The organism is Pseudomonas ulcerans, assembly GCF_036324125.1.
GTDB classification, from domain to species: domain Bacteria; phylum Pseudomonadota; class Gammaproteobacteria; order Pseudomonadales; family Pseudomonadaceae; genus Aquipseudomonas; species Aquipseudomonas ulcerans.
On record NZ_JAZDQN010000008.1, the window covers coordinates 23,871 to 45,600 of the forward strand.

The 21,730-nt window shown below is 63.9% G+C and carries 22 protein-coding genes; 13 read left to right on the forward strand and 9 right to left on the reverse strand.

Going from position 1 to position 21,730, the window contains the following annotated elements; all coding sequences use genetic code 11:
- Positions 1 to 80 precede the first annotated feature (80 nt).
- Both V0R59_RS09555 and V0R59_RS09560 read left to right on the forward strand, forming a co-directional pair.
- Positions 81 to 482: an acyl-CoA thioesterase gene (locus V0R59_RS09555; protein ID WP_009402429.1), complete on the forward strand. Its 402-nt coding sequence runs from the start codon at positions 81 to 83 to the stop codon at positions 480 to 482.
- 70 nt (positions 483 to 552) lie between these two features.
- On the forward strand, positions 553 to 1,449 hold the full coding sequence (locus V0R59_RS09560; RefSeq protein ID WP_330072837.1) for a D-hexose-6-phosphate mutarotase: 897 nt from the start codon (positions 553 to 555) through the stop codon (positions 1,447 to 1,449).
- Between the two features lie 35 nt (positions 1,450 to 1,484).
- On the opposite strand, the gene V0R59_RS09565 is transcribed toward V0R59_RS09560, so the two are convergent.
- From V0R59_RS09565 to purE, 4 genes are all read right to left on the reverse strand, one after another.
- Positions 1,485 to 2,018, reverse strand: coding sequence for a DUF3299 domain-containing protein (locus tag V0R59_RS09565; RefSeq protein WP_330072838.1), 534 nt, complete (start codon positions 2,016 to 2,018; stop codon positions 1,485 to 1,487).
- 50 nt (positions 2,019 to 2,068) lie between these two features.
- Positions 2,069 to 2,314 carry a GlsB/YeaQ/YmgE family stress response membrane protein gene (locus V0R59_RS09570; protein WP_330072839.1) on the reverse strand — a complete coding sequence of 82 codons (246 nt, stop codon included), beginning with the start codon at positions 2,312 to 2,314 and terminating at the stop codon, positions 2,069 to 2,071.
- Positions 2,315 to 2,405: 91 nt separating this feature from the next.
- Complete coding sequence (locus V0R59_RS09575) at positions 2,406 to 3,488, reverse strand: 5-(carboxyamino)imidazole ribonucleotide synthase (RefSeq protein ID WP_330072840.1); 1,083 nt, start codon at positions 3,486 to 3,488, stop codon at positions 2,406 to 2,408.
- 10 nt (positions 3,489 to 3,498) lie between these two features.
- Positions 3,499 to 3,990: a 5-(carboxyamino)imidazole ribonucleotide mutase gene (purE, locus tag V0R59_RS09580; protein WP_009402441.1), complete on the reverse strand. Its 492-nt coding sequence runs from the start codon at positions 3,988 to 3,990 to the stop codon at positions 3,499 to 3,501.
- A 258-nt stretch (positions 3,991 to 4,248) separates the two neighbouring features.
- Between purE and V0R59_RS09585 the strand changes: the two genes are divergently transcribed.
- Complete coding sequence (locus tag V0R59_RS09585) at positions 4,249 to 4,878, forward strand: hypothetical protein (protein ID WP_330072841.1); 630 nt, start codon at positions 4,249 to 4,251, stop codon at positions 4,876 to 4,878.
- Here V0R59_RS09585 and V0R59_RS09590 read toward each other — a convergent pair.
- Positions 4,859 to 5,788 (reverse strand): LysR substrate-binding domain-containing protein, encoded by a 930-nt coding sequence (locus V0R59_RS09590; protein ID WP_330072842.1) that lies wholly within the window; start codon positions 5,786 to 5,788, stop codon positions 4,859 to 4,861. The two genes, V0R59_RS09585 and V0R59_RS09590, sit on opposite strands and share 20 nt — an antisense overlap.
- Positions 5,789 to 5,971: 183 nt before the next feature.
- On the opposite strand from V0R59_RS09590, the gene aspA reads away from it, so the two are divergent.
- The 5 genes from aspA to V0R59_RS09615 all read left to right on the forward strand — a co-directional run bounded on the left by aspA (position 5,972) and on the right by V0R59_RS09615 (position 11,901).
- Positions 5,972 to 7,396 carry an aspartate ammonia-lyase gene (aspA, locus tag V0R59_RS09595; protein ID WP_330072843.1) on the forward strand — a complete coding sequence of 475 codons (1,425 nt, stop codon included), beginning with the start codon at positions 5,972 to 5,974 and terminating at the stop codon, positions 7,394 to 7,396.
- 190 nt (positions 7,397 to 7,586) lie between these two features.
- The gene (locus V0R59_RS09600; protein WP_330072844.1) at positions 7,587 to 8,582 is read left to right on the forward strand and encodes an asparaginase; all 996 of its coding nucleotides are present in this window, start codon (positions 7,587 to 7,589) and stop codon (positions 8,580 to 8,582) included.
- A gap of 51 nt (positions 8,583 to 8,633) precedes the next feature.
- Positions 8,634 to 9,626, forward strand: coding sequence for an AraC family transcriptional regulator (locus V0R59_RS09605; protein WP_330072845.1), 993 nt, complete (start codon positions 8,634 to 8,636; stop codon positions 9,624 to 9,626).
- 128 nt (positions 9,627 to 9,754) lie between these two features.
- Complete coding sequence (locus tag V0R59_RS09610; RefSeq protein WP_330072846.1) at positions 9,755 to 10,801, forward strand: histone deacetylase family protein; 1,047 nt, start codon at positions 9,755 to 9,757, stop codon at positions 10,799 to 10,801.
- Entirely contained in the window at positions 10,798 to 11,901 is a 1,104-nt protein-coding gene (locus tag V0R59_RS09615) for a polyamine ABC transporter substrate-binding protein (protein ID WP_330072847.1), read from the forward strand. The genes V0R59_RS09610 and V0R59_RS09615 overlap by 4 nt, the downstream gene beginning before the upstream one ends.
- A 94-nt stretch (positions 11,902 to 11,995) precedes the next feature.
- Here V0R59_RS09615 and pdxR read toward each other — a convergent pair whose 3' ends face one another.
- Complete coding sequence (gene pdxR, locus V0R59_RS09620; protein WP_330072848.1) at positions 11,996 to 13,525, reverse strand: MocR-like pyridoxine biosynthesis transcription factor PdxR; 1,530 nt, start codon at positions 13,523 to 13,525, stop codon at positions 11,996 to 11,998.
- A gap of 93 nt (positions 13,526 to 13,618) precedes the next feature.
- On the opposite strand from pdxR, the gene V0R59_RS09625 reads away from it, so the two are divergent.
- Genes V0R59_RS09625 through V0R59_RS09635 form a run of 3 tightly spaced genes read left to right on the forward strand, consistent with a single transcriptional unit; the run spans position 13,619 to position 15,394 of the window.
- Positions 13,619 to 14,248: an FMN-binding negative transcriptional regulator gene (locus V0R59_RS09625; RefSeq protein WP_330072849.1), complete on the forward strand. Its 630-nt coding sequence runs from the start codon at positions 13,619 to 13,621 to the stop codon at positions 14,246 to 14,248.
- Between the two features lie 13 nt (positions 14,249 to 14,261).
- On the forward strand, positions 14,262 to 14,711 hold the full coding sequence (locus V0R59_RS09630; protein ID WP_330072850.1) for a GNAT family N-acetyltransferase: 450 nt from the start codon (positions 14,262 to 14,264) through the stop codon (positions 14,709 to 14,711).
- 14 nt (positions 14,712 to 14,725) lie between these two features.
- On the forward strand, positions 14,726 to 15,394 hold the full coding sequence (locus V0R59_RS09635) for a GNAT family N-acetyltransferase (RefSeq protein ID WP_330072851.1): 669 nt from the start codon (positions 14,726 to 14,728) through the stop codon (positions 15,392 to 15,394).
- 108 nt (positions 15,395 to 15,502) lie between these two features.
- Here V0R59_RS09635 and V0R59_RS09640 read toward each other — a convergent pair whose 3' ends face one another.
- On the reverse strand, positions 15,503 to 16,402 hold the full coding sequence (locus V0R59_RS09640) for a homocysteine S-methyltransferase family protein (protein ID WP_330072852.1): 900 nt from the start codon (positions 16,400 to 16,402) through the stop codon (positions 15,503 to 15,505).
- Positions 16,403 to 16,508: 106 nt separating this feature from the next.
- On the opposite strand from V0R59_RS09640, the gene V0R59_RS09645 reads away from it, so the two are divergent.
- Together V0R59_RS09645 and V0R59_RS09650 are read left to right on the forward strand one after the other, a co-directional pair.
- Complete coding sequence (locus V0R59_RS09645) at positions 16,509 to 17,330, forward strand: ABC transporter substrate-binding protein (RefSeq protein ID WP_330072853.1); 822 nt, start codon at positions 16,509 to 16,511, stop codon at positions 17,328 to 17,330.
- Positions 17,327 to 18,148: an amino acid ABC transporter permease gene (locus tag V0R59_RS09650; RefSeq protein WP_330072854.1), complete on the forward strand. Its 822-nt coding sequence runs from the start codon at positions 17,327 to 17,329 to the stop codon at positions 18,146 to 18,148. Before V0R59_RS09645 ends, V0R59_RS09650 begins: the two co-directional genes overlap by 4 nt.
- 220 nt (positions 18,149 to 18,368) lie before the next feature.
- Here V0R59_RS09650 and oadA read toward each other — a convergent pair whose 3' ends face one another.
- Entirely contained in the window at positions 18,369 to 20,177 is a 1,809-nt protein-coding gene (gene oadA, locus V0R59_RS09655; protein ID WP_330072855.1) for a sodium-extruding oxaloacetate decarboxylase subunit alpha, read from the reverse strand.
- A gap of 10 nt (positions 20,178 to 20,187) precedes the next feature.
- A complete protein-coding gene (locus V0R59_RS09660; protein WP_330072856.1) occupies positions 20,188 to 21,603 on the reverse strand; it encodes an acetyl-CoA carboxylase biotin carboxylase subunit in 1,416 nt (471 codons plus the stop codon).
- Between the last annotated feature and the right edge of the window lie 127 nt (positions 21,604 to 21,730).

The following is a 21,730-nucleotide window of genomic DNA, read 5'->3' on the forward strand; positions in this document are numbered from 1 at the left end:
AGTATTGATCAGCTGAATCGTTTTTTGCGGCGCCCTTCTGCGTCAACCAATGAAGCGTCACGGGTCAGAGGCACCCCGGCATGATTGAACTCGAACAAGAAGATCCGATCCCGCAAGGCGACCTGGCCTTGCAGATCACCGCATTACCCCGCGAAACCAACGGTTTCGGCGATATCTTCGGCGGCTGGCTGGTCGCCCAGATGGACCTCGCCGGCACCGCCATGGCCAGCCGCGTCGCCGGTGGCCGGGTCGCCACCGTGGCGATCGATCGCATGGCCTTCCTGGTGCCGGTGGCTGTCGGCGCACAGTTGTCTTTCTATACCCAGACCCTGGAAATCGGCCGCAGCTCGATCCAGATGATGGTCGAGGTGTGGAGCGACGACCCGCTCTCCAGCGAATGGCGCAAGGTCACCGAGGCGGTCTTCGTCTTCGTCGCCATCGACGGCAGTGGCCGCACCCGCTCGGTACCGCCTCGTCGCTGAGCCGGGTGCGCGGTAAACTCGCTGAATCACGCAAGGTCCAACCCTTACGTCACTTCATCGAGATCAACGCATGTCCACACCCAAGGTCGAATCGGAACAACACGGCGAACTCAACTGCTGGCGCATCACCAGCGACAGCGCCGAGCTGCTGGTGGCCCAGCAGGGTGCGCAGGTGCTGAGCTACCAGCGACTGGGCGAGCCTCCCCTCCTCTGGCTGAGCGACCAGGCCCTGTTCAACCACGGCAAGTCGGTACGCGCCGGTGTTCCGGTGTGCTGGCCGTGGTTCGGCAACCTGCAGCGCAATCCCGAAGCCGTACGCCAGCAGGTCAACGGCAGCGAGGCTCCGGCCCATGGCCTGGTCCGCGGCCGCGACTGGCAACTGCTCGGCATCGACAGCAGCGACGAGGCCCTGCAACTGTCCTTCACCCTCCCGGAAACCCAGGGCGACCTGCCCGGCTGGCCGCATCGGGTCGAGCTGACCCTCGATATCCGCATGGGCGAGCATCTGAGCCTCGATCTCACCAGCCGCAACCTGGGCAGCGCGCCCGTCACCCTGAGCCAGGCGCTGCACAGCTACTTCGCGGTCAGCGACGTGCGTTCGGTGAGCGTCGAAGGGGTGAAAGGCCGGGACTACATCGAGACCCTCGCGGACTGGGAACAACGCACCCAGCAGGCAGACCTGACCTTCAGCGGCGAGACCGACCGCATCTACCTCGATACGCCGGCCGAACTGGCCATCGTCGATCCGGCGTGGAACCGCCGCGTGCGGGTCAGCACCCGGGGTTCGCGTTCGGCGGTGATCTGGAACCCCTGGACCGAGCGTGCCGCGCAGTTACCGGACATGGCTGATGATGGCTGGCAACGCATGCTGTGCATCGAGACGGCGAATGTCTGGGACGATGTGGTGGAACTGGCACCGGGAGCCAGCCACACGCTAGGCCTGACCCTGGCCAGCGAGCAAATCTGAGAAAAGCGACGCGGACCCTGCGGGGTCTGCGTCGCTTACAGATCCGAGTCTTCTACTACCCGCACTTTCCCTGCATCCATGGCATAAGCCGCATCCGCCAGATCATTGCTGACCTTCTCCACCTTCAGCGTCCCGCTGACCCACAGCGGCGTATAGATGTCCGCCAGTTTCACGCCTTTCGGATAGCGCACCAGCACCAGCTGATTAGGCGGCGGCGGCGGCACGTGGATGCACGCACCAGGATAAGGGACGAGGAAGAACAGCGTGCTATTGCCCTTGGCATCGGCCTCCAGCGGTACCGGATAGCCGCCAAGGCGGATGGACTTGCCGTTCATGGTCGCCACGGTCTTGGTCGAATACATCACCGCCGGCAGGCCCTTGCTCTGCTTCAAGCCACCCTTGGCATCGAAGGTGCCCTTGGCTTCCGGGGAGTTGTGGTCGATTTCCGGCATTTCTTCCAGGGCTTTCTGGTCCGACTTGGGCATCAGCTCCAGCCAGTCGGTCTCGGGCAACTCGGCTCGGGCGAGAGTGCTGCACAGCAGCAGGGGAATCAGGAAAAGCGCACGCATGAAAAAGCTCGGCAACCGTAGGAAAAGTTGCCGAGCATTCTAGCCCGGAGTCAGCTCTTTTTGATGAAACCGTAGATCACCAGCAGGATGATCGCGCCCACCAGTGCGCCGAAGAAACCGGCTGCCTGACCCGCCTGGTAGATGCCCAGGGCCTGGCCGCCGTAAGTCGCCGCCAGCGAGCCGCCGATACCCAGCAGGATGGTCATGATCCAGCCCATGCTGTCGTCGCCGGGCTTGAGAAAACGCGCCAGCAGACCAACGATCAGGCCGATGAAGATGGTTCCGATGATACCCATGGCAATCCCTCTGATGATGAATGCGCCACCCAAGCCTAGTCAGTGCTTCGGTGTCCTGCCATCAGAGGGTTGCCGGCGGGAGAGGTTCAGCTCAACCCGCGATGAGGGCTTCGACCTGCTGGATCTTCTGCTCCAGCGTGGCCAGGTCGCTGCAGCGCAGGGTGGCGTGACCGACCTTGCGTCCGACCTTGAAGGCCTTGCCGTAGTGGTGCAGGTGGCAATCGTCGATGGCGACCACTTTATCCACAGGCGGGACTGCGCCGATGAAGTTGAGCATGGCGCTTTCGCCGACCTTGGCCGTCGAGCCCAGCGGCAGGCCGGCCACGGCCCGCAAGTGGTTCTCGAACTGGCTGCACTCGGCGCCTTCGATGGTCCAGTGCCCGGAGTTGTGGACCCGCGGGGCGATCTCGTTGGCTTTCAGGCCACCATCGACTTCGAAGAATTCGAAGGCCAGCACGCCAACGTAGTCCAGCTTCTCCAGGACGCGACCGGCGTAGTCCTCGGCCAGGGCCTGCAGCGGATGCTCGCTGCTGGCGACCGACAGGCGCAGGATGCCGCTCTCGTGGGTGTTGTGCACCAGCGGGTAGAAGCGGGTTTCACCGTCGCGGGCACGCACGGCGACCAGCGAGACTTCACCGCTGAACGGCACGAAGCCTTCCAGCAGGCACGGCACACTGCCCAGTTCGGCGAAGGTGTCGACCACGTCGGCGGCGCTGCGCAGGACCTTCTGGCCCTTGCCGTCGTAACCCAGGGTGCGGGTCTTGAGCACGGCCGGCAGGCCGATGCTGGCCACGGCGGCGTCCAGGTCGGCTTGCGACTGGATGTCGGCGAAGGCCGGGGTCGGGATGCCCAGGTCCTTGAACATGCTCTTCTCGAACCAGCGATCGCGGGCGATGCGCAGCGCTTCGGCGCTCGGGTAGACCGGCACGAACTGCGACAGGAAAGCCACGGTCTCGGCCGGCACGCTTTCGAACTCGAAGGTCACCAGGTCAACTTCGTCGGCCAGCTGGCGCAGGTGGTCCTGGTCGCCGTAGTCGGCGCGCAGGTGCTCGCCCAACGGGGCGGCGCAGGCGTCCGGGGCCGGGTCGAGGAAGGCGAAGTTCATGCCCAGCGGGGTGCCCGCCAGGGCCAGCATGCGACCGAGCTGGCCGCCACCGATTACACCGATCTTCATGCGTGTGACCTCAGGCCTGACGCGGGTCTGGATTGTCCAGAACGCTGTCTGTCTGTTCTGCGCGGAACTGCTTCAGCACAGTGTGGAACTGCGGGTGCTTGGCGCCGAGGATGCTCGCCGAAAGCAGCGCGGCGTTGATCGCACCGGCCTTGCCGATGGCCAGGGTCGCCACCGGGATACCGGCGGGCATCTGCACGATGGACAGCAGCGAGTCGACGCCGGACAGCATCGACGACTGCACCGGCACGCCCAGCACCGGCAGGTGGGTCTTGGCGGCGCACATGCCCGGCAGGTGGGCAGCGCCCCCGGCTCCGGCGATGATCACCTCGATACCGCGGCCTTCCGCCTCTTCGGCGTACTGGAACAGCAGATCCGGGGTGCGGTGGGCGGAAACCACCTTCACTTCGTAGGGAATGCCGAGTTTTTCCAGCATATCGGCGGTGTGGCTAAGGGTGGACCAATCGGACTTGGAGCCCATGATCACGCCAACCAGTGCACTCATCGTCGAGCCTCTCCTGCAAGCGTCTTGTGACGCGCCAAAAGCAACGAGCCACGCAGGAAGACCGGCGTGGCTCGTCATACGGATTCTGAATCGACCGGGTCGGCCGAAGGCGCGGGATTATAGCGCAGTCGGGGCCGGGGCGCCCAGCCCCGTTGGTAAGCTCGAAAACTACCCCGCTGACAGGCTTCCAGATGCTCCGGCGTGCGGCTTGGGGACTACTGTCGCAGCCATCCGAAGCCGAACGTCAAGGATGACATCATGCGCAAACACCTCCGCACCACCCTGCCACTGGCCCTCGCCGCCATGTTCCACGCCACTTTCGCCGGCGCCGATCACCGCTCCCTGACCATCTGGGCCTTTGTCCACGATGAGTTGGCGGACATTTCCGACGAGCAACTGCACCAGGACTACTTCGCCAACTGGCTGGTGGAGATGCGCGAGATCCAGGACGTCCCCATCGAGATTCATTTCCGCCGCCAGACCCCAGGCCTGACCGACCTTTCCTACAGCGAGATGGATGGGCTGAATGCCCTCTCCGCCTGGTCCGACGCCACTGCAGCCTGGCACCGACAGCAGAACCAGCCGGGCGGGATGATCCGCTACCTGTTGTTGACCCGCAGCCCGCTGGACAAGGAAGGCACCACCCTGGGCCTGGCCCACCAGACCGGCACCGCCGCCATCGCCTCGATTCATTCCTACGCCACCGCCGGCCACGAACTGGGCCATACCCTAAGCGCCACGCACGAAGCGTCCGAAGTGCTGTTCAATGGCTGGTTCTGCGAGACCTACATGTTTCCGACCCGGCTCAGCATCCGCTCCAATTGCTACCGCTATTCGGAGAAGAACCGGGAGAACATCGCCACCTACCTCAAACGCCTGCGGCACTGACCATGCCAGGCTCCTGCCGACCCGATTCGAGCTTGCGCCAGAGCAGGCGCACATTGGCCTTGCGCACCAGGGCACAGCGATACAGACGGATCTCCAGCGGCACGTGCCACTGGGGACCGCCACAGATCACCAGTTCGCCTCGCTCCAGCTCGGCCCGCGCCGACAGACGTGGCACCCAGGCGATGCCCAGGCCTTCCAGGGCCATGCTTTTCAGGCTGTCGGCCATGGCGGTCTCGTAGACCGTGGTGAAACGCAGGTTGCGCTGGCGCAGCAGCAGGTTCACCGAACGACCGAGGAAAGCACCGGCGCTGTAGGCCAGCAGCGGCACACTGCCTTCTCCCTCCAGATCGAACAGCGGCTGGCCATCCGCACCGGCGGCGCAGACTGGCAGCATCTCCGTGTGTCCCAGGTGCAGCGAGGGGAAGATTTCCGCGTCCATCTGCAGGGCGGCGTCCGGGTCGTAGAACGCCAGCATCAGGTCGCATCCGCCTTCGCGCAGGGCATGCACGGCATCGCCGACGTTGGTTGCCACCAAGCGCGTAGCGATATTGAGGCCGTCATTGCGCAACTGGGCGATCCAGCGCGGGAAGAAACCCAGGGCCAGGGAGTGCGCCGCAGCAACCTGAATCACCTCGCCCTGACCGCCTTCAAGGTGGTGCAAATGGCGAAGAACTTCGCTCAACTGGTCGACAACGGTACGGGCAGTGACGAGAAACAGCTGGCCGGCTGCGGTCAGTTCGACCGGCGTTCGCGAGCGGTTGACCAAGGTCAGCCCCAGCGCCGCCTCAAGGCTGCGGATACGCCGGCTGAACGCAGGCTGGGTGACGAAGCGGCGCTCGGCGGCCTGGGAAAAACTGCGCGTCGCGGCCAGGGCGCTGAAATCTTCCAGCCATTTGCTTTCAAGGTTCATCGGTCACTGCTCCAAAAACATGCACCAAAATGGCACACGCTCGAACGAGGAAGAACGTCACATGAGGCGTTATGCCGTTTGTGCATAGGTTAGCGTGCAACAGCATTGGCAGCAAAATGGCCTGCGCCCCTACGATTAGCGCCATTCCGGCACATGCCGGGTTATTTCGAGATGATACTCATCATGTCCGCTGCTGCATCGTTCCGCGTTGAAAAAGACCTGCTTGGTACCCTGGAAGTCCCTGCAGATGCCTACTACGGCATCCAGACCCTGCGCGCTGCCAACAACTTCCACCTCTCCGGTGTTCCGCTGTCGCACTACCCGAAGCTGGTCGTGGCCCTGGCCATGGTCAAGCAGGCCGCTGCCGACGCCAACCGTGAGCTGGGTCACCTGAGCGATGCCAAGCACGCCGCCATCAGCGAGGCCTGCGCCCGCCTGATCCGCGGTGATTTCCACGAGCAGTTCGTGGTCGACATGATCCAGGGCGGTGCTGGTACTTCTACCAACATGAACGCCAACGAAGTCATCGCCAACATCGCGCTGGAGGCCATGGGCCACCAGAAAGGCGAGTACAAATACCTGCACCCGAACAACGACGTGAACATGGCGCAGTCGACCAACGACGCCTACCCGACCGCGATCCGCCTGGGTCTGCTGCTGGGTCACGACGCACTGCTGGCCAGCCTCGACAGCCTGATCCAGGCCTTCGCTGCCAAGGGTGAAGAATTCAGCCACGTACTGAAGATGGGTCGTACCCAGCTGCAGGACGCGGTACCGATGACCCTGGGCCAGGAATTCCGCGCCTTCGCCACCACCCTGACCGAAGACCTGAACCGCCTGCGTACCCTGGCTCCGGAAGTACTGACCGAAGTTAACCTGGGCGGTACCGCCATCGGTACCGGCATCAACGCCGACCCGGGCTACCAGGCCCTGGCCGTACAGCGCCTGGCCACCATCAGCGGCCAGCCACTGGTACCGGCTGCCGACCTGATCGAAGCTACCTCGGACATGGGCGCCTTCGTGCTGTTCTCCGGCATGCTCAAGCGTACCGCGGTCAAGCTGTCGAAGATCTGCAACGACCTGCGCCTGCTGTCCAGCGGCCCGCGCACCGGCATCAACGAGATCAACCTGCCGGCGCGCCAGCCAGGCAGCTCGATCATGCCAGGCAAGGTTAACCCGGTTATTCCTGAGGCCGTCAACCAGGTGGCCTTCGCCATCATGGGCAACGACCTGGCCCTGACCGTCGCGGCCGAAGGTGGCCAGCTGCAGCTGAACGTCATGGAACCGCTGATCGCCTACAAGATCTTCGACTCCATCCGCCTGCTGCAACGCGCCATGGACATGCTGCGCGAGCACTGCATCGTCGGCATCACCGCCAACGAACAGCGCTGCCGTGAACTGGTAGAGCACTCGATCGGCCTGGTCACCGCCCTGAACCCGTACATCGGCTACGAAAACGCCACCCGTATCGCCCGCGTTGCCCTGGAAACCGGCCGCGGCGTACTGGAACTGGTGCGCGAAGAACAGCTGCTGGACGAAGCGATGCTCAACGACATCCTGCGTCCAGAAAACATGATCGCTCCGCGTCTGGTTCCGCTGAAGGCGTAACCACCCGCGACAACCGTCTCACCAGGTCGAGGGACTAGACACCTCTCACCTTTCAAGGGCCCATGGCTTACACCCCTGGGTCCTTTTTTTATGCCTGCGAAATACCCTGCCACGCGATTCGTCTTACAGCCTTTCTCCGGATGTCGTACTGTGCCCGGCTACGAACAAGACCGACCATGGAGAATGGCGCATGATTTCGGCGTCCCCCCGCCCCGCCCACAGCATCATGGTGCTGTACACCGGCGGCACCATCGGCATGCAAGCCAGTGCCAACGGCCTGACCCCCGCTTCCGGTTTCGAGCAGCGCATGCGCGACGGGTTATCCACAAGGACCGACCTGGCTCCGTGGCGCTTCCGCGAAATGGCACCGCTGATCGACAGCGCCAACATGACGCCGCAGTACTGGCTGCGCCTGCGCACGGCGATCATCGAGGCGGTGGACGCCGGCTGCGATGCCGTGCTGGTGCTGCATGGCACCGACACCCTGGCCTACAGCGCGGCAGCCATGACCTTCCAGTTGCTCGGCCTGGACGTGCCGGTGCTGTTCACCGGTTCGATGCTGCCGGCGGGCGTGGATGACAGCGATGCCTGGGAAAACCTCACCGGTGCCCTGGAAGCCCTGACGGCTGGCCAGCCGGCCGGGGTGCAGCTGTTCTTCCATGGTCACCTGCTACCGCCACACCGCACCGCCAAGGTGCGCAGCTATGGACGGCAGCCCTTTGTTGCCCTCGACCGCAACGCGACGGCGGATGAAACCATCGCGCTGCCGACAACACTGGACTATCGTCAGCCACGCCAGCCTGTGGATATCGTCGTGCTGCCCTTGGTCCCCGGCATTTCTGCGGATCTGCTGCGGGCAGTTATCCACAGCGGCGCGCAGGGCCTGATCCTGGAGTGCTTCGGCAGCGGCACCGGCCCAAGTGACGATGCGGACTTCCTTGCCGCCCTGGAGCAGGCGCACTCACGCGACCTGGTGGTGGTCGCGATCACCCAGTGCCATGAAGGCGGCGTCGAGCTGGACATCTACGAGGCCGGCAGCCGCCTGCGCCAGGCCGGCGTACTCTCCGGCGGCGGCATGACCCGCGAAGCGGCGTTCGGCAAGCTGCAACTGCTGCTCGGCAGCGGCCTGCCGGTGGAGGATGTGCGTCGCTTGGTGGAACAGGACCTGGCCGGCGAATTGCGCTGAAGGCATGCAATTTGCTCGCTCCCCGAACAGTCCATCAGCCCGGTATCGAGCATGCTGCACTCCCACCTGACCACCCTGAACGCGGTTTCCCTGGTCCTGCAGACCTTCCAGGACCAGGGGCTGGCCGACGATGCCCTGCTGCACGGCAGCGGCATCAGCGCAGCCGACCTGGGGCGCGCCGACCCGCGTATCACCACCCGCCAGGAAATGCAGGTCTGCGCCAACGCGGTCGCCCGGCGGCGCGATATCGGCCTTGAACTGGGACGCCGCATGCACGTTTCGTCCTACGGCATGCTCGGCTATGCCCTGCTCTCCAGTGCCACCTTAGGTGACGCTTTGCGCCTGGCGCTGCACTACCCCGCGCTGTTGGGAACACTTTTCCGCCTGCGCCTGATCGAGGACGGCAAGCGTATCTGGTTCAGCGCCAGCGACTACCGTGAGGAGCCACAGCTGGCGGCATTCAATGCCGAGTTCTGCCTGGTGTCGCTGAAGGTCATCTGCGACGACCTGCTGGGGCAGCCGCTGCCGCTGCTCGGTGCGCGCTTCGCCCATGCCCAGCCGGACTATCACGCCCAGTACGTGACAACCTTCACCTGTCCGCTGCACTTCGCCGCCGACGACAACGCCTTCGCCTTCGACCGGGCCTGGCTGGACCAACCCCTGCCGCTGGCAGACCTGGTGACCCACCGGGCGATGAGCGAGCGTTGCCGACAGTTGAACCTGGAATTCACCGGGCGCCAGGCATGGCTCGGCAAGATCCGCCAACTGCTCGTCGACCAACTGGACGCGCCGCCCGGGCTGGAAGGCCTGGCGCGGCAGATGAACTGCTCATCGCGAACCTTGCGTCGCCATCTGGCTGAAATGGGCAGTAGCTACCAGCAATTGCTCGATGAACTACGCTTCGAGCGGGCCAAGCAACTGCTGGCCGAGGGGCAGATGCCGATCTACCGGATCGCCGAGGTGCTGGGGTTCAGCGAGACGGCCAGTTTCCGCCATGCGTTCATGCGTTGGAGCGGAGTGGCTCCCAGCCATTTCAGGGCCTGACAGACACCGAATCAAATCCGGTCACCGGCCTTGGCCATTTCGATCCCCTTTTGGCCGTTTGCGCCGTTCTGCTTCACCGCGTCGCCCCGCACCATTCGGGAAAAACGCCAGTGATTTGGAGAACAACAATGCTGACGATCTATTCCGATGACCACCGCCTGCACCACGGCCGCTGCGAGCTGATCGACGGCCAGCTCAAGCCTTGCTTCGAGATGCCTTCGCGCGCCGACCACGTCCTGGATCGGGTCAAGGCGCGCAATATCGGCCCCATCAGCGGCCCCACCGACTTCGGCCGCGCGCCCCTGCAACGGGTGCACAGCGCCGACTACCTGGCCTTCTTCGAGGGTGCCTGGGCACGCTGGGCCGAGCTGGAACGCGACGGCGACCTGCTGCCGTTCACCTGGCCAGCCCGCACCCTGCGCCGGGTCAAGCCCACCAGCCTGCTGGGCGAACTGGGCTACTACAGCTTCGACGCCGGTGCACCGATCACCGCCGGTACCTGGCAGGCCGCCTACAGCGCGGCGCAGGTCGCCCTTACTGCCCAGGCCGCGATCCAGGCCGGTGCCCATAGCGCCTTCGCTCTCTGCCGTCCGCCGGGACACCACGCCGCCAGCGACGTGATGGGTGGCTACTGCTACCTGAACAACGCCGCGATCGCCGCCCAGGCCTTCCTTGACCAGGGCCACAAGCGCGTGGCGATCCTCGATGTCGACTACCACCACGGCAACGGCACCCAGGAGATCTTCTACCAGCGTAACGACGTGTTCTTCGCCTCGATCCACGGCGATCCGCAAGCGGAATTCCCGTTCTTCCTCGGCTATGCCGACGAACACGGCGAAGGCGACGGCGAGGGCTACAACGTCAACTACCCGCTGCCCGCCGGCAGCGACTGGGCAGCCTGGAGTGCTGCCCTCGACCAGGCCTGCGCCCGCATCGACGCCTACGCACCGGACGTGCTGGTGATTTCCCTGGGCGTCGACACCTTCAAGGACGACCCCATCTCCCAGTTCAAGCTCGACAGCCCCGACTACCTGGCCATGGGCGAACGCATCGCGCGCCTGGGCAAGCCGACCCTGTTCGTCATGGAGGGTGGCTACGCAGTGGAAGAAATCGGCATCAACGCCGTGAACGTTCTCGAAGGTTTCGAACGCGCCCAACAGGAAGCCCACGCATGACCCGACTCAAGCGACTGCTCGCCCCCCTGCTGTGTACCACCCTGCTCGCCGGCAGCCTCCAGGCCGTCGCCGAGCAGCGTACCTTGCGGGTCTACAACTGGTTCGACTACATCACCCCGCAAACCCTGACCGACTTCCAGAAGGACGGCCAGGTCAAGCTGGTCTACGACATCTTCGATACCAACGAGGCGCTGGAAGCCAAGCTGCTCACCGGCAACTCCGGCTACGACGTGGTGGTGCCGTCCAACGTGTTCCTCGCCAAGCAGATCGAAGCCGGCGTGTTCCAGCCGCTGGACCGCAGCAAGCTGCCCAACTGGCAGCACCTGGATCCGGCGCTGATGAAGCTGATCGAAGCCAACGACCCGGGCAACAAGTTCGCCGTGCCGTACATGTACGGCACCGTGCTGATCGGCTTCAACCCGGCCAAGGTCAAGGCCGCCCTGGGCGACAACGCGCCGGTGGACAGCTGGGACCTGATCTTCAAGGAAGAGAACATCGCCAAGCTCAAGCAGTGCGGCGTGGCGCTGCTCGATTCACCGTCGGAAATCATGCCGCTGGCCTTGCAGTACCTGGGCCTGCCACCTAACAGCGACAAGCCGGCCGACTACAAGAAGGCCGAGGAACTGATGCTGAAGATCCGGCCGTACATCACCTATTTCCACTCGTCGAAGTACATGGCCGACATCGCCAACGGCGACATCTGCGTGGCGGTGGGTTATTCCGGCAGCTTCTCGCAGGCCGCCAACCGCGCCATCGAGGCGAAGAACGGCGTGGTGGTGGACATGCGCCTGCCGAAGGAAGGCGCGCCGATCTGGTTCGACATGCTGGCGATTCCGAAGGGCGCGGCGAATCCGGAGGATGCCCATGCGTTCATCAACTACCTGCTGCAACCGAAGGTGATTGCGCCGATCAGCGACTTCGTCGGCTACCCGAACCCGAACAAGGACGCCACCGACCTGGTCGCCCCGGCGATCCGCAACAACCCGAACCTGTACCCGACGGCGGAGGCGATGACCAAGCTCTATACCTTGCAGCCGCTGAATCGTGACGGCGAGCGGGCGCGGACCAGAGCCTGGACCAAGATCAAGGCAGGAACCTAGGTTGAGAAAGCCAGCTCCACAGAGTTCGGCAGCGCCGCGGACCCTGTGGGAGCTGGCTTGCCAGCGATAGGGCCCTGAAGAACACCAGGTATCTTCATCCCTTCCACACCTTCCTCAGCTTGCCCAGCGCCTCGGCAATCCCGGCCTCCCCCACCGCCGCAAATCCCAGCACCAGTCCCGCCGTCTTATCCACAGCCCGATCCGGCTCGCAGAACCAGTAATCCCCCAGCCCGTTCAGCTCCACCCCCACTTCCAAAGCCTTTTCCACCAGCCAGCGCTCATGGGCGGAGTTATCCACATCCACCTTGACGTGCAAGCCAGCGACCATTTCCGGCAATCCCCCGACCCCGGGAATATCCACAGGCCACCCGGCCAGCAAGGCGTTGCGCCGTACCAGCGCTGCCCGGCGCATACGGCGGATATGCCGCTGGAAGTGCCCCTGAGCCATGAACTGCGCCATCACCGCCTGGGTTCCCACTTCCGAATGCCGCACCATCAGCGCGCGGCAGCGCGAAAACGGCTGCACCAGTTGCCGTGGCAATACCAGGTAGCCCAAGCGTAGGGCCGGAAACGCCACCTTGCTGAAGGTGCCGACATACAACACCCGGCCACCACGGTCCAACGCCGCCAGCGGAGCCAGGGGCGCGCCGCTGTAGCGGTACTCGCTGTCGTAGTCATCCTCGACGATCCAGCCGTCGTTGCGCTCGGCCCAGGCCAGCAGCTCCAGGCGACGGGCCAGGCTCATCACCACCCCGGTGGGGTATTGGTGGGATGGCGTGACATAGGCCAGGCGGCAATTGCTCAAGCGGGACAGCGCGGCGCAATCCAGCCCATCGTTATCCACAGCCACGCCGTGCACTGCCGCCCCGGTCAAGGCGAAGGCGCAAGCGGCCGCCCGATAGCCTGGGTTTTCCACAGCCACGGCCGCCCCCGGCTCCAGCAGCAGCTGTGCACAAAGGCTTATCGCCTGCTGTGCGCCGGAGGTGATCACAATTTGTTCAGGCGTGCAGGAAAGTCCGCGCGATCGACGCAGATAGGCCGCAATGAGTTCCCGCAGCAGCGGTTCCCCGGCCGGATCGCCGTAACCCAACGCCGCCATCCCGGGATTTCGCCAGAAACCCGCCTGCAGCTTGGCCCAGACCTCGAAAGGGAACAGATCGTAAGCCGGCACGCCGACGCGAAACGCCCGTGGCGGCCCACTTCTTGGCGTAGGCAAATGATGGGTTTCCAAGCGAAAAAGCGGCGCTGTGTGGATAACTTTACTGGACGAATCACCAGTATTTTCAGACGAAAATGTGGATAACCCTGTAGATAAACCCCGGGATAACCCTGTGGATACTTTTGTGGACAGTTTTGGCAGCTGGCTGACATAGGTCCCGTCACCGACCCGGCTTTCGATGAAGCCCTCGGCGTACAGCTGGTCGTAGGCACGTACCACGCTGTTGCGCGACAGGCCGAGGATCGCCGCCATGTCCCGGCTCGCCGGCAGGCGCGTGCCGCTGCCGAGGCGACCGTCCAGCACCCGCACGCGCAACGCCTGGTACAGCTGGCGGCTCAGGCCCTGGCGGCGGTCGAGGACGATGCCGGACGGATCGAAAGGCAGGGAAACGGACGGCTCGACCATGATCAATGGACCTACGAAATTGACAAGGAATGGCTCTTACTCTGAACCAATAGCCTGCCTAGGATTGCTCCCACTCGCCAAGGGATTTTTTCCATGTACACACCCAGCGCTTTCAAAGACGACGACCTGCAACGCCAGCTCGACCATATCGCCAATACCCGTCTGGCGCTGCTGGTCAGCAATGGCGAGCAGGGCCTGCAAGCCAGCCATGTGCCGCTGCTGCTGGACCCGACCGCCGGTGCCAAGGGCACGCTCTACGGTCATCTTGCCCGTGGCAACAAGCAGTGGCGCGACCTGGAAAGCGGCGCCGAGGTCCTGCTGGTGTTTCCCGGCGCCGACGCCTACGTGAGCCCTGGCTACTATCCGAGCAAGGCACAAGACCCGCGCACCGTACCGACCTGGAACTACGTTTCGGTGCATGCCTGGGGCGCCCCGCAGGTTATCCACAGCCCGGATCGCCTGCTGGACATCGTCCGCCGCCTGAGCGACCACCACGAACAAGGCCGCGCCCGCCCCTGGTCGGTAGACGATGCACCGGCCGACTATTTGGAGGGCATGCTCAAGGCCATCGTCGGCTTCGCAGTGCCCATCGAGCGCCTGCAATGCAGCCGCAAGCTGAGCCAGAACCGCTCGACCATCGACCACGAAGGTGTGCGCAGCGGCCTGGCCGCCAGCGCCGACCCGCTGGACAACCACCTCGCTGCGCTGATGCAGCAACCCTGAAGGAACGCGTCACATGTCCAACGTACAGATCCTCCCGGTTACCGCCGCCAGCCACGATGCCTGGTACCCGCTGTGGCAGGCGTACCTGCGCTTCTATGAAACCTCGCTGGCCGATGAAGTCAGTGCCGTCACCTGGCAGCGTTTCCTCGATCCGGCCGAGCCCACCAACGCGGCCCTGGCCTGGGTCGACGGCGAGGCGGTGGGCATGGTCCATTGGATCTACCATCGTTCCAACTGGTCTGTGGAAAACTCCTGCTACCTGCAGGATCTTTACGTCGACGGCCAGCAGCGTGGCCTGGGCATCGGCCGCAAGCTGATCGAGCATGTCTATGCCGCGGCTGCAGAGGCTGGCTGCGTCAAGGTCCACTGGCTGACCCACGAAACCAACGCCACCGCGATTTCCCTGTATGAGCAGGTCGCCGAGCGGCCTGGCTTCATCCAGTTCCGCAAACAGATTCCATAAGCCGAGGTGCATCGATGAGCAGCAATCTGAACTGGCATCCGGCCAGGGAGCCCCAGGCCGAGCCGCTGACCGGCCGCTTCATCCGCCTGGAAAAACTCGATCCGCGCCAGCATGGCGACGATCTCTGGGAAGTCCTGCAAGGCCGCGACGCCGACACCGCGCTGTGGGATTACCTGCCTTACGGCCCGTTTACCGAGCGTGCGCCCTTCGATCAATGGCTGGAAGGCAATGCCGCCAGCCGCGACCCGCTGTTCTACAGCGTGGTCGACCTGGCCAGCGGGCAGGTCCAGGGCATTCTCAGCCTGATGTCCATCGTCCCGGCCCAGGGCCGCATCGAGATCGGGCATATCGCCTTCGGCGCGGCCATGCAGCGCACGCCCAAGGGCACCGAGGCGGTGTATCTGCTGGGCAGGCTGTCGTTCGAGCTGGGCAATCGCCGCCTGGAGTGGAAGTGCAACAACGCCAACGCGCGCTCCAAACGGGCGGCGGAGCGTTTCGGCTTCACCTACGAGGGCGTGTTCCGCAAGCATATGGTGGTCAAGGACCAGAACCGCGATACGGCCTGGTACTCGATTACCGATGACGAATGGCCGGCGATCGCGGCCGGGTTCGAGCGCTGGTTGAGCGCGGAGAACCAGCGGCCGGAGGGTCAGCTCAGGACGCTGGAGGAGTGCCGGGTCTAGTCTTTGGGGCTGCTTTGCAGCCCTTCGCGAGCAAGCTCGCTCCCACAGACTCAACGTGGGAGCGAGCTTGCTCGCGAAGGGCCGCAAAGCGGCCCCAATAATGAAGACTTACTTCAGTTGCTTGGCCAACAACTCGATATGCTCCGGACCGATACCGCAGCAACCACCCAGCAAACTGGCGCCACGTTGGCGCCAGTTCTGTGTCCAGTGCAGGTAGCCCGGCGGATCGAGGTCTTCGCGCAGTTCATCGAGACCGTCGTTGGCCGTGGCGTCCTTCGGCTGCGGCGGGAACGCGTTGGCGTAGGCACCGACGGAGATATCCACAGCCAGGCGCTGGAAGGTCGCCAGGGCTGCGTCGATGGCATCGCCAATCACTTCCGGCTGGCTGCAATTGAACAGCAGGGTCTGCACGCCCAGCGCCGCCACGGCTTCGGCCGCTTCACTGACCGGCTCGCCGGAACGCAGGCGCGGCACGTTATCCACATCCTCGTCCTGCAGGGTGAACGACACCCAGAACGGCTTGCCATCCTGCGGCAGGCCGGCACGGATCGCCCGGACCTCGGCAATGGCGCTCTGGGTTTCCGCCAGCCACAGATCGACATGCTCGGACAGGCCTTCCACCAGCGGGGTCAGCACTTCACCGACGCGCTCTGGCTGGTACAGGTCCGGACGGTAGGAACCGAACAACGGCGGCAACGAACCGGCAACCCGGACCTTTTGCGGGCCGGCATCCGCTGCAGCGCGGGCCAGTTGCCCGGCGGTACTGGCCAGGGCGCGGCCTTCAGCCTTGAAGCGCTCCTCGCCAATATGGAAGGGCACCACGGCGTAGCTGTTGCTGGTGATCACCTGGGCACCCGCATCGATATACGCCCGATGCACCGCCACCACTGCTTCCGGCGCCTCGCTCAACGCGAGCGCCGACCACTCCGGCTGACGGAACGGCGCACCACGGCGCGCCAGTTCGCGACCCATGCCGCCATCGAGAATGACCAACGACTTTTCGCCCATATAACACTCGCTTCTATAAATATAAATAAAACGTATTAGTGCCTTATTACTTATAACTATTTAATACCTGTCACGTTTTGTCTTACAACTTTTTCCGGTGATTCCCATGCAACTTTCCTCCCTGTTGGGCGCGGGCCTGCTGGCCTTGACCGCTGCCACCCAAGCCTTCGCCGGCGCCACCCTGGACCGCGTGGAATCCCGTAAGGAACTGGTCAACGTGCTGATGGAAAGTTATCCACCGTTCTCCTTCCTCAACGAGCAGAACCAACTGGATGGCTTCGACGTCGACGTGGCAAAGGCCGTCGCCGACAAGCTGGGCGTCAAGCTGCGCCTGGAAACCCCGTCCTGGGACGTGATCGCCGCCGGCCGCTGGAGCGGTCGCTACGACATCTGCATCTGCTCCATGACCCCGAGCAAGGCCCGCGCCGAAGTCTTCGATTTCCCGGTGGAGTACTACGCCTCGCCGGCGGTGATCGTGGTCAATGCCAAGGACGAGCGCATCCACTCGGCCAAGGACCTGAACGGCCTCAAGGTCGGCCTGACCAGCGCTTCAAGCTACGAGAGCTACCTGAACAAGAACCTGGTGATCGAAGGTGCCGAGGACCAGAAGATCGACTACCCGTTCGAAGCCGTGCAGATCGCCCCGTACGACACCGACAACGTCGCCTTCCAGGACCTCGGCCTGGGCGCCGGCAAGCGCCTGGATGCCATCCTCACCAACCTGGTCACCGCCAAGCCGCGCCTGAACCAGGACCAGCGCTTCAAACTGGCCGGCGCGCCGCTGTATGAAGAGCCGAACTCGGTCGCCATCGAAAAGGGCGATGCCGAGTGGGACGCCAAGGTTCGCGAAGTCTTCGCCCAGCTGAAAGCCGATGGCACGCTGGCCAGGCTGTCGAACAAATGGATCGGTGCCGACATCAGTAAATGAGTGCTCACGAACCCTCGCCAAAGCCCGCCGCCACGCGCGCGGGCCTGCCGCTACCGGGCTTCCGGACGCGGCTGTACCTGACCTGGCTGGTCCTGCTGGCGATCTTCGTCGGCTTCTTCCTGAGTTTTGATCTGAAGTTTTCGATCATCATCGAGAAGTTTCCCAACCTGGCCGGCTTCAAACTCGGCCCGAACGGCTTCCTGCAGGGCGCGGCGCTGACCCTGTTCCTCTGCCTGTGCTCGATGTTCTGCTCGGTGGCGCTGGGCTTCGCTGCAGCCCTGGCGCGCTTGTCACAAAGCGCGGTGCTGCTGGGAGTCGCCAGCTTCTACACCTCGTTCTTCCGCGGTACGCCGCTGCTGATCCAGATCCTCCTGATCTACCTCGGCCTGCCGCAGATCGGCCTGGTGCCGGGAGCGATCAGCGCGGGGATCATCGCCCTGTCGCTGAACTACGGCGCCTACCTCAGCGAGATCTTCCGCGCCGGCATCCTCGGCGTCGCCCAAGGCCAGCGCCAGGCGGCACTGGCCCTGGGCATGAAGCCCGCGACCATCTTCTGGCACATCACCCTGCCCCAGGCCATGCGCACCATCATCCCGCCGGGCGCCAACCAGTTCATCTCGATGCTCAAGGACTCGTCACTGATCTCGGTGATGGGGGTGTGGGAAGTGATGTTCCTGGCGCAGTCGTATGGGCGTTCGAGCTATCGCTACCTGGAGATGCTGACCACGGCGGCGCTGATCTACTGGTTGTTGTCGGTGGCGCTGGAGTTGGTGCAGGCGCGGTTGGAGGGGCATTTCGGCAAGGGCTTCGAGCGGTAATCCTATTTGAGATCACTGCGTCTCCTGTGGGAGCGGGTTCACCCGCGATTACGATGCTGAACTCACCGACGCCATCGCGGGTAAACCCGCTCCCACAGAGTCCGTGCCGCTCCGAAGCTGCGTCAGAACGATTTCGCTTGGATATGCAGGATTTCAAGGCAAAAAAAAGGGGAGCAATTCGCTCCCCAATGAGGTTAACCGTTTACCGCCGAGGGCTTTCTCAGCCCTCGATCTCGATGAGGATTTCGCCCGGGTTCACGCGGTCGCCCTTGGCGATGTGGATCGCGGCAACCTTGCCGGCGATCGGCGATTGCACTTCGGTTTCCATCTTCATCGCTTCGGTGATCAGCACTGCCTGGCCGGCCTTGACCGTGTCGCCTTCCTTGACCAGCACATCGACGATGTTGCCCGGCATGGAAGTGCTGATATGGCCCGGCTCGCTGGCCTGCTTGCGCTTGCTGCCGCCACCGCCAACGAACTCGTTGAGCGGCTCGAACACCACTTCTTCCGGCATGCCGTCGATGGACAGGTAGAAGTGACGCTTGCCTTCGGCCTTGACGCCGACACCAGTGATGTCGACGCGGTAGGTCTCGCCGTGGACGTCGATGACGAACTCGGTCGGTACGCCTTCGCCGCTGGCCGAGGCCACCGCGCCAGCTTCCGGAATCGGCAGCAGCACTTCAGGGGTCAGGGTGCCGGCTTCACGCTCTTCGAGGAACTTGCGCCCGATATCGGGGAACATGGCGAAAGTCAGCACGTCTTCTTCGGAGTGCGCGAGGCTGCCGATATCGGCGCGCAGCTTGGCCATTTCCGGCTTGAGCAGGTCGGCCGGGCGCACGTCGATCACCTCTTCGCTGCCGATGGCCTGGCGCCGCAGTTTCTCGTCGACCACACCAGGGGCCTTGCCGTAGCCGCCTTGCAGGTACAGCTTCACTTCGTTGGTGATGGTCTTGTAGCGCTCGCCGGCCAGCACGTTGAAGAACGCCTGGGTACCGACGATCTGCGAGGTCGGGGTCACCAGCGGCGGGAAGCCGAGGTCTTCGCGGACCCGCGGGATTTCCGCGAGCACTTCGTTCATGCGGTTTAGCGCGCCCTGCTCTTTCAGCTGGTTGGCCAGGTTGGAAATCATGCCACCCGGCACCTGGTTGACCTGCACACGGGTGTCGACCGAGGTGAACTCGCTTTCGAACTGGTGGTACTTCTTGCGCACGGCGTAGAAGTACAGGCCGATTTCCTGCAGCAGTTCCAGGTCCAGGCCGGTGTCGAACTCGCTGCCCTTGAGCGCGGCGACCATCGACTCGGTGCCCGGGTGGCTGGTGCCCCAGGCGAAGCTGGAGATGGCGGTGTCGATATGGTCGGCACCGTTCTCGACCGCTTTCAGCTGGCACATGGCGGCCAGGCCGGCGGTGTCGTGGGAGTGGATGAACACCGGCAGCGACTGCTCGGCCTTCAGTGCCTTGACCAGCTCGCCGGTAGCGAACGGGGTCAGCAGGCCGGCCATGTCCTTGATCGCCACCGAGTCGCAACCCATGGCTTCCATCTGCTTGGCCTGGGCGACGAAGGCATCGATGGTGTGTACCGGGCTGGTGGTGTAGGCGATGGTGCCCTGGGCATGCTTGCCGGCGGCCTTCACCGCTTCGATGGCGACGCGCAGGTTACGCACGTCGTTCATGGCGTCGAAGATGCGGAATACGTCGATGCCGTTGACGGCGGCCTTGGCGACGAAGGCCTTGACCACGTCGTCGCTGTAGTGGCGGTAGCCCAGCAGGTTCTGGCCGCGCAGGAGCATCTGCAGGCGGGTGTTGGGCAGTGCGGCGCGCAGCTTGCGCAGGCGCTCCCACGGGTCTTCCTTGAGGAAGCGCACGCAGGCGTCGAAGGTCGCGCCGCCCCAGACTTCCAGCGACCAGTAGCCGACCTTGTCGAGCTTTTCGCAGATCGGCAGCATGTCTTCGGTGCGCATGCGGGTGGCCAGCAGGGACTGGTGGGCATCACGCAGGATCGTGTCGGTTACGAAGATTTTCTTGGACATTATGGGTTCCTCACAGGCCTGCATGCGCGGCGATGGCGGCGGCGATGGCGAGCGCCAGCTCTTCGGGTTTGCGCTTGATCGAGTAGTTGGTCAGTTCCGGATGGCTTTCCACGAAGCTGGTGTTGAACTGGCCGCTGCGGAATTCCGGATTGCGCAGGATTTCCTGGTAGTACGCGGCGGTGGTCTTCACCCCTTGCACGCGCATGTCGTCCAGGGCGCGCAGGCCGCGGTCCATGGCTTCTTCCCAGGTCAGCGCCCAGACCACCAGTTTCAGGCACATGGAGTCGTAGAACGGCGGAATGGTGTAGCCGGTGTAGATCGCCGTGTCGGTGCGCACGCCGGGGCCGCCAGGGGCGTAGTAACGGGTGATCTTGCCGAAGCTCGGCAGGAAGTTGTTCTTCGGGTCTTCGGCGTTGATGCGGAACTGCAGGGCGAAGCCGCGGTGCTGGATGTCTTCCTGCTTGACCGACAACGGCAGGCCCGAGGCGATGCGGATCTGCTCGCGAACGATGTCGATGCCGGTGATTTCCTCGGTGATGGTGTGCTCCACCTGCACGCGGGTGTTCATTTCCATGAAGTACACCTCGCCCTCGGCGAGCAGGAACTCCACGGTACCGGCGTTTTCATAACCGACCGCCTTGGCCGCGCGCACCGCCAGGTCGCCGATGTAGGCGCGCTGTTCCGGGGTGAGCTGCGGGCTCGGGGCGATCTCGATCAGCTTCTGGTTGCGGCGCTGGATCGAGCAGTCGCGCTCGAACAGGTGCACCACGTTGCCGAAGCTGTCGCCAATGATCTGGGCTTCGATGTGTTTCGGGTTGACGATGCATTTTTCCAGGAAGACTTCGGCCGAGCCGAAGGCCTTGGTCGCTTCGGAAATCACCCGCGGGAAGGCCTGTTCCAGCTCGTCGCGGCTGTTGCAGCGACGAATGCCGCGGCCGCCACCACCGGAGGTGGCCTTGAGCATCACCGGGTAGCCGATGCGGTCGCCTTCTTCCAGCGCTTCATGGATGTCGGCGACGTTGCCTTCGGTGCCGGGGGTGACCGGGACGCCGGCCTTGATCATGCTGCGGCGGGCTTCGGTCTTGTCGCCCATGCGGCGAATGACTTCGGCGGCCGGGCCGATGAACTTGATCCCGCGTTCGGCGCAGATATCCGCCAGTTCGGCGTTTTCCGAGAGGAAGCCATAGCCTGGGTGCAGGGCGTCGCAACCGGTTTCCACCGCCAGGTTGACCAGCTTGCGCGGGTTCAGGTAGCCCGCCAGGGGCTCGGCACCGATGCTGTGGGCCTCGTCGGCGCGCTTCACGTGCAGGGCGTGACGGTCGGCGTCGGAATAGATCGCCACGGAGCGAATGCCCATCTCGGCGCAGGCCCGCACGATCCGAACTGCGATTTCACCCCTGTTGGCGATCAGGATTTTTTTTATCACTGGAGTCTTCCCAAAGCCGCTGGACAAACGACCCGGAAATGCGGGTCGGCGCGTGACCAGAATCAACTGGCCAGTCGTGCAATCACCCTAGCGCCGTGTGTGAATAAACAAAAATCAATAATTATTA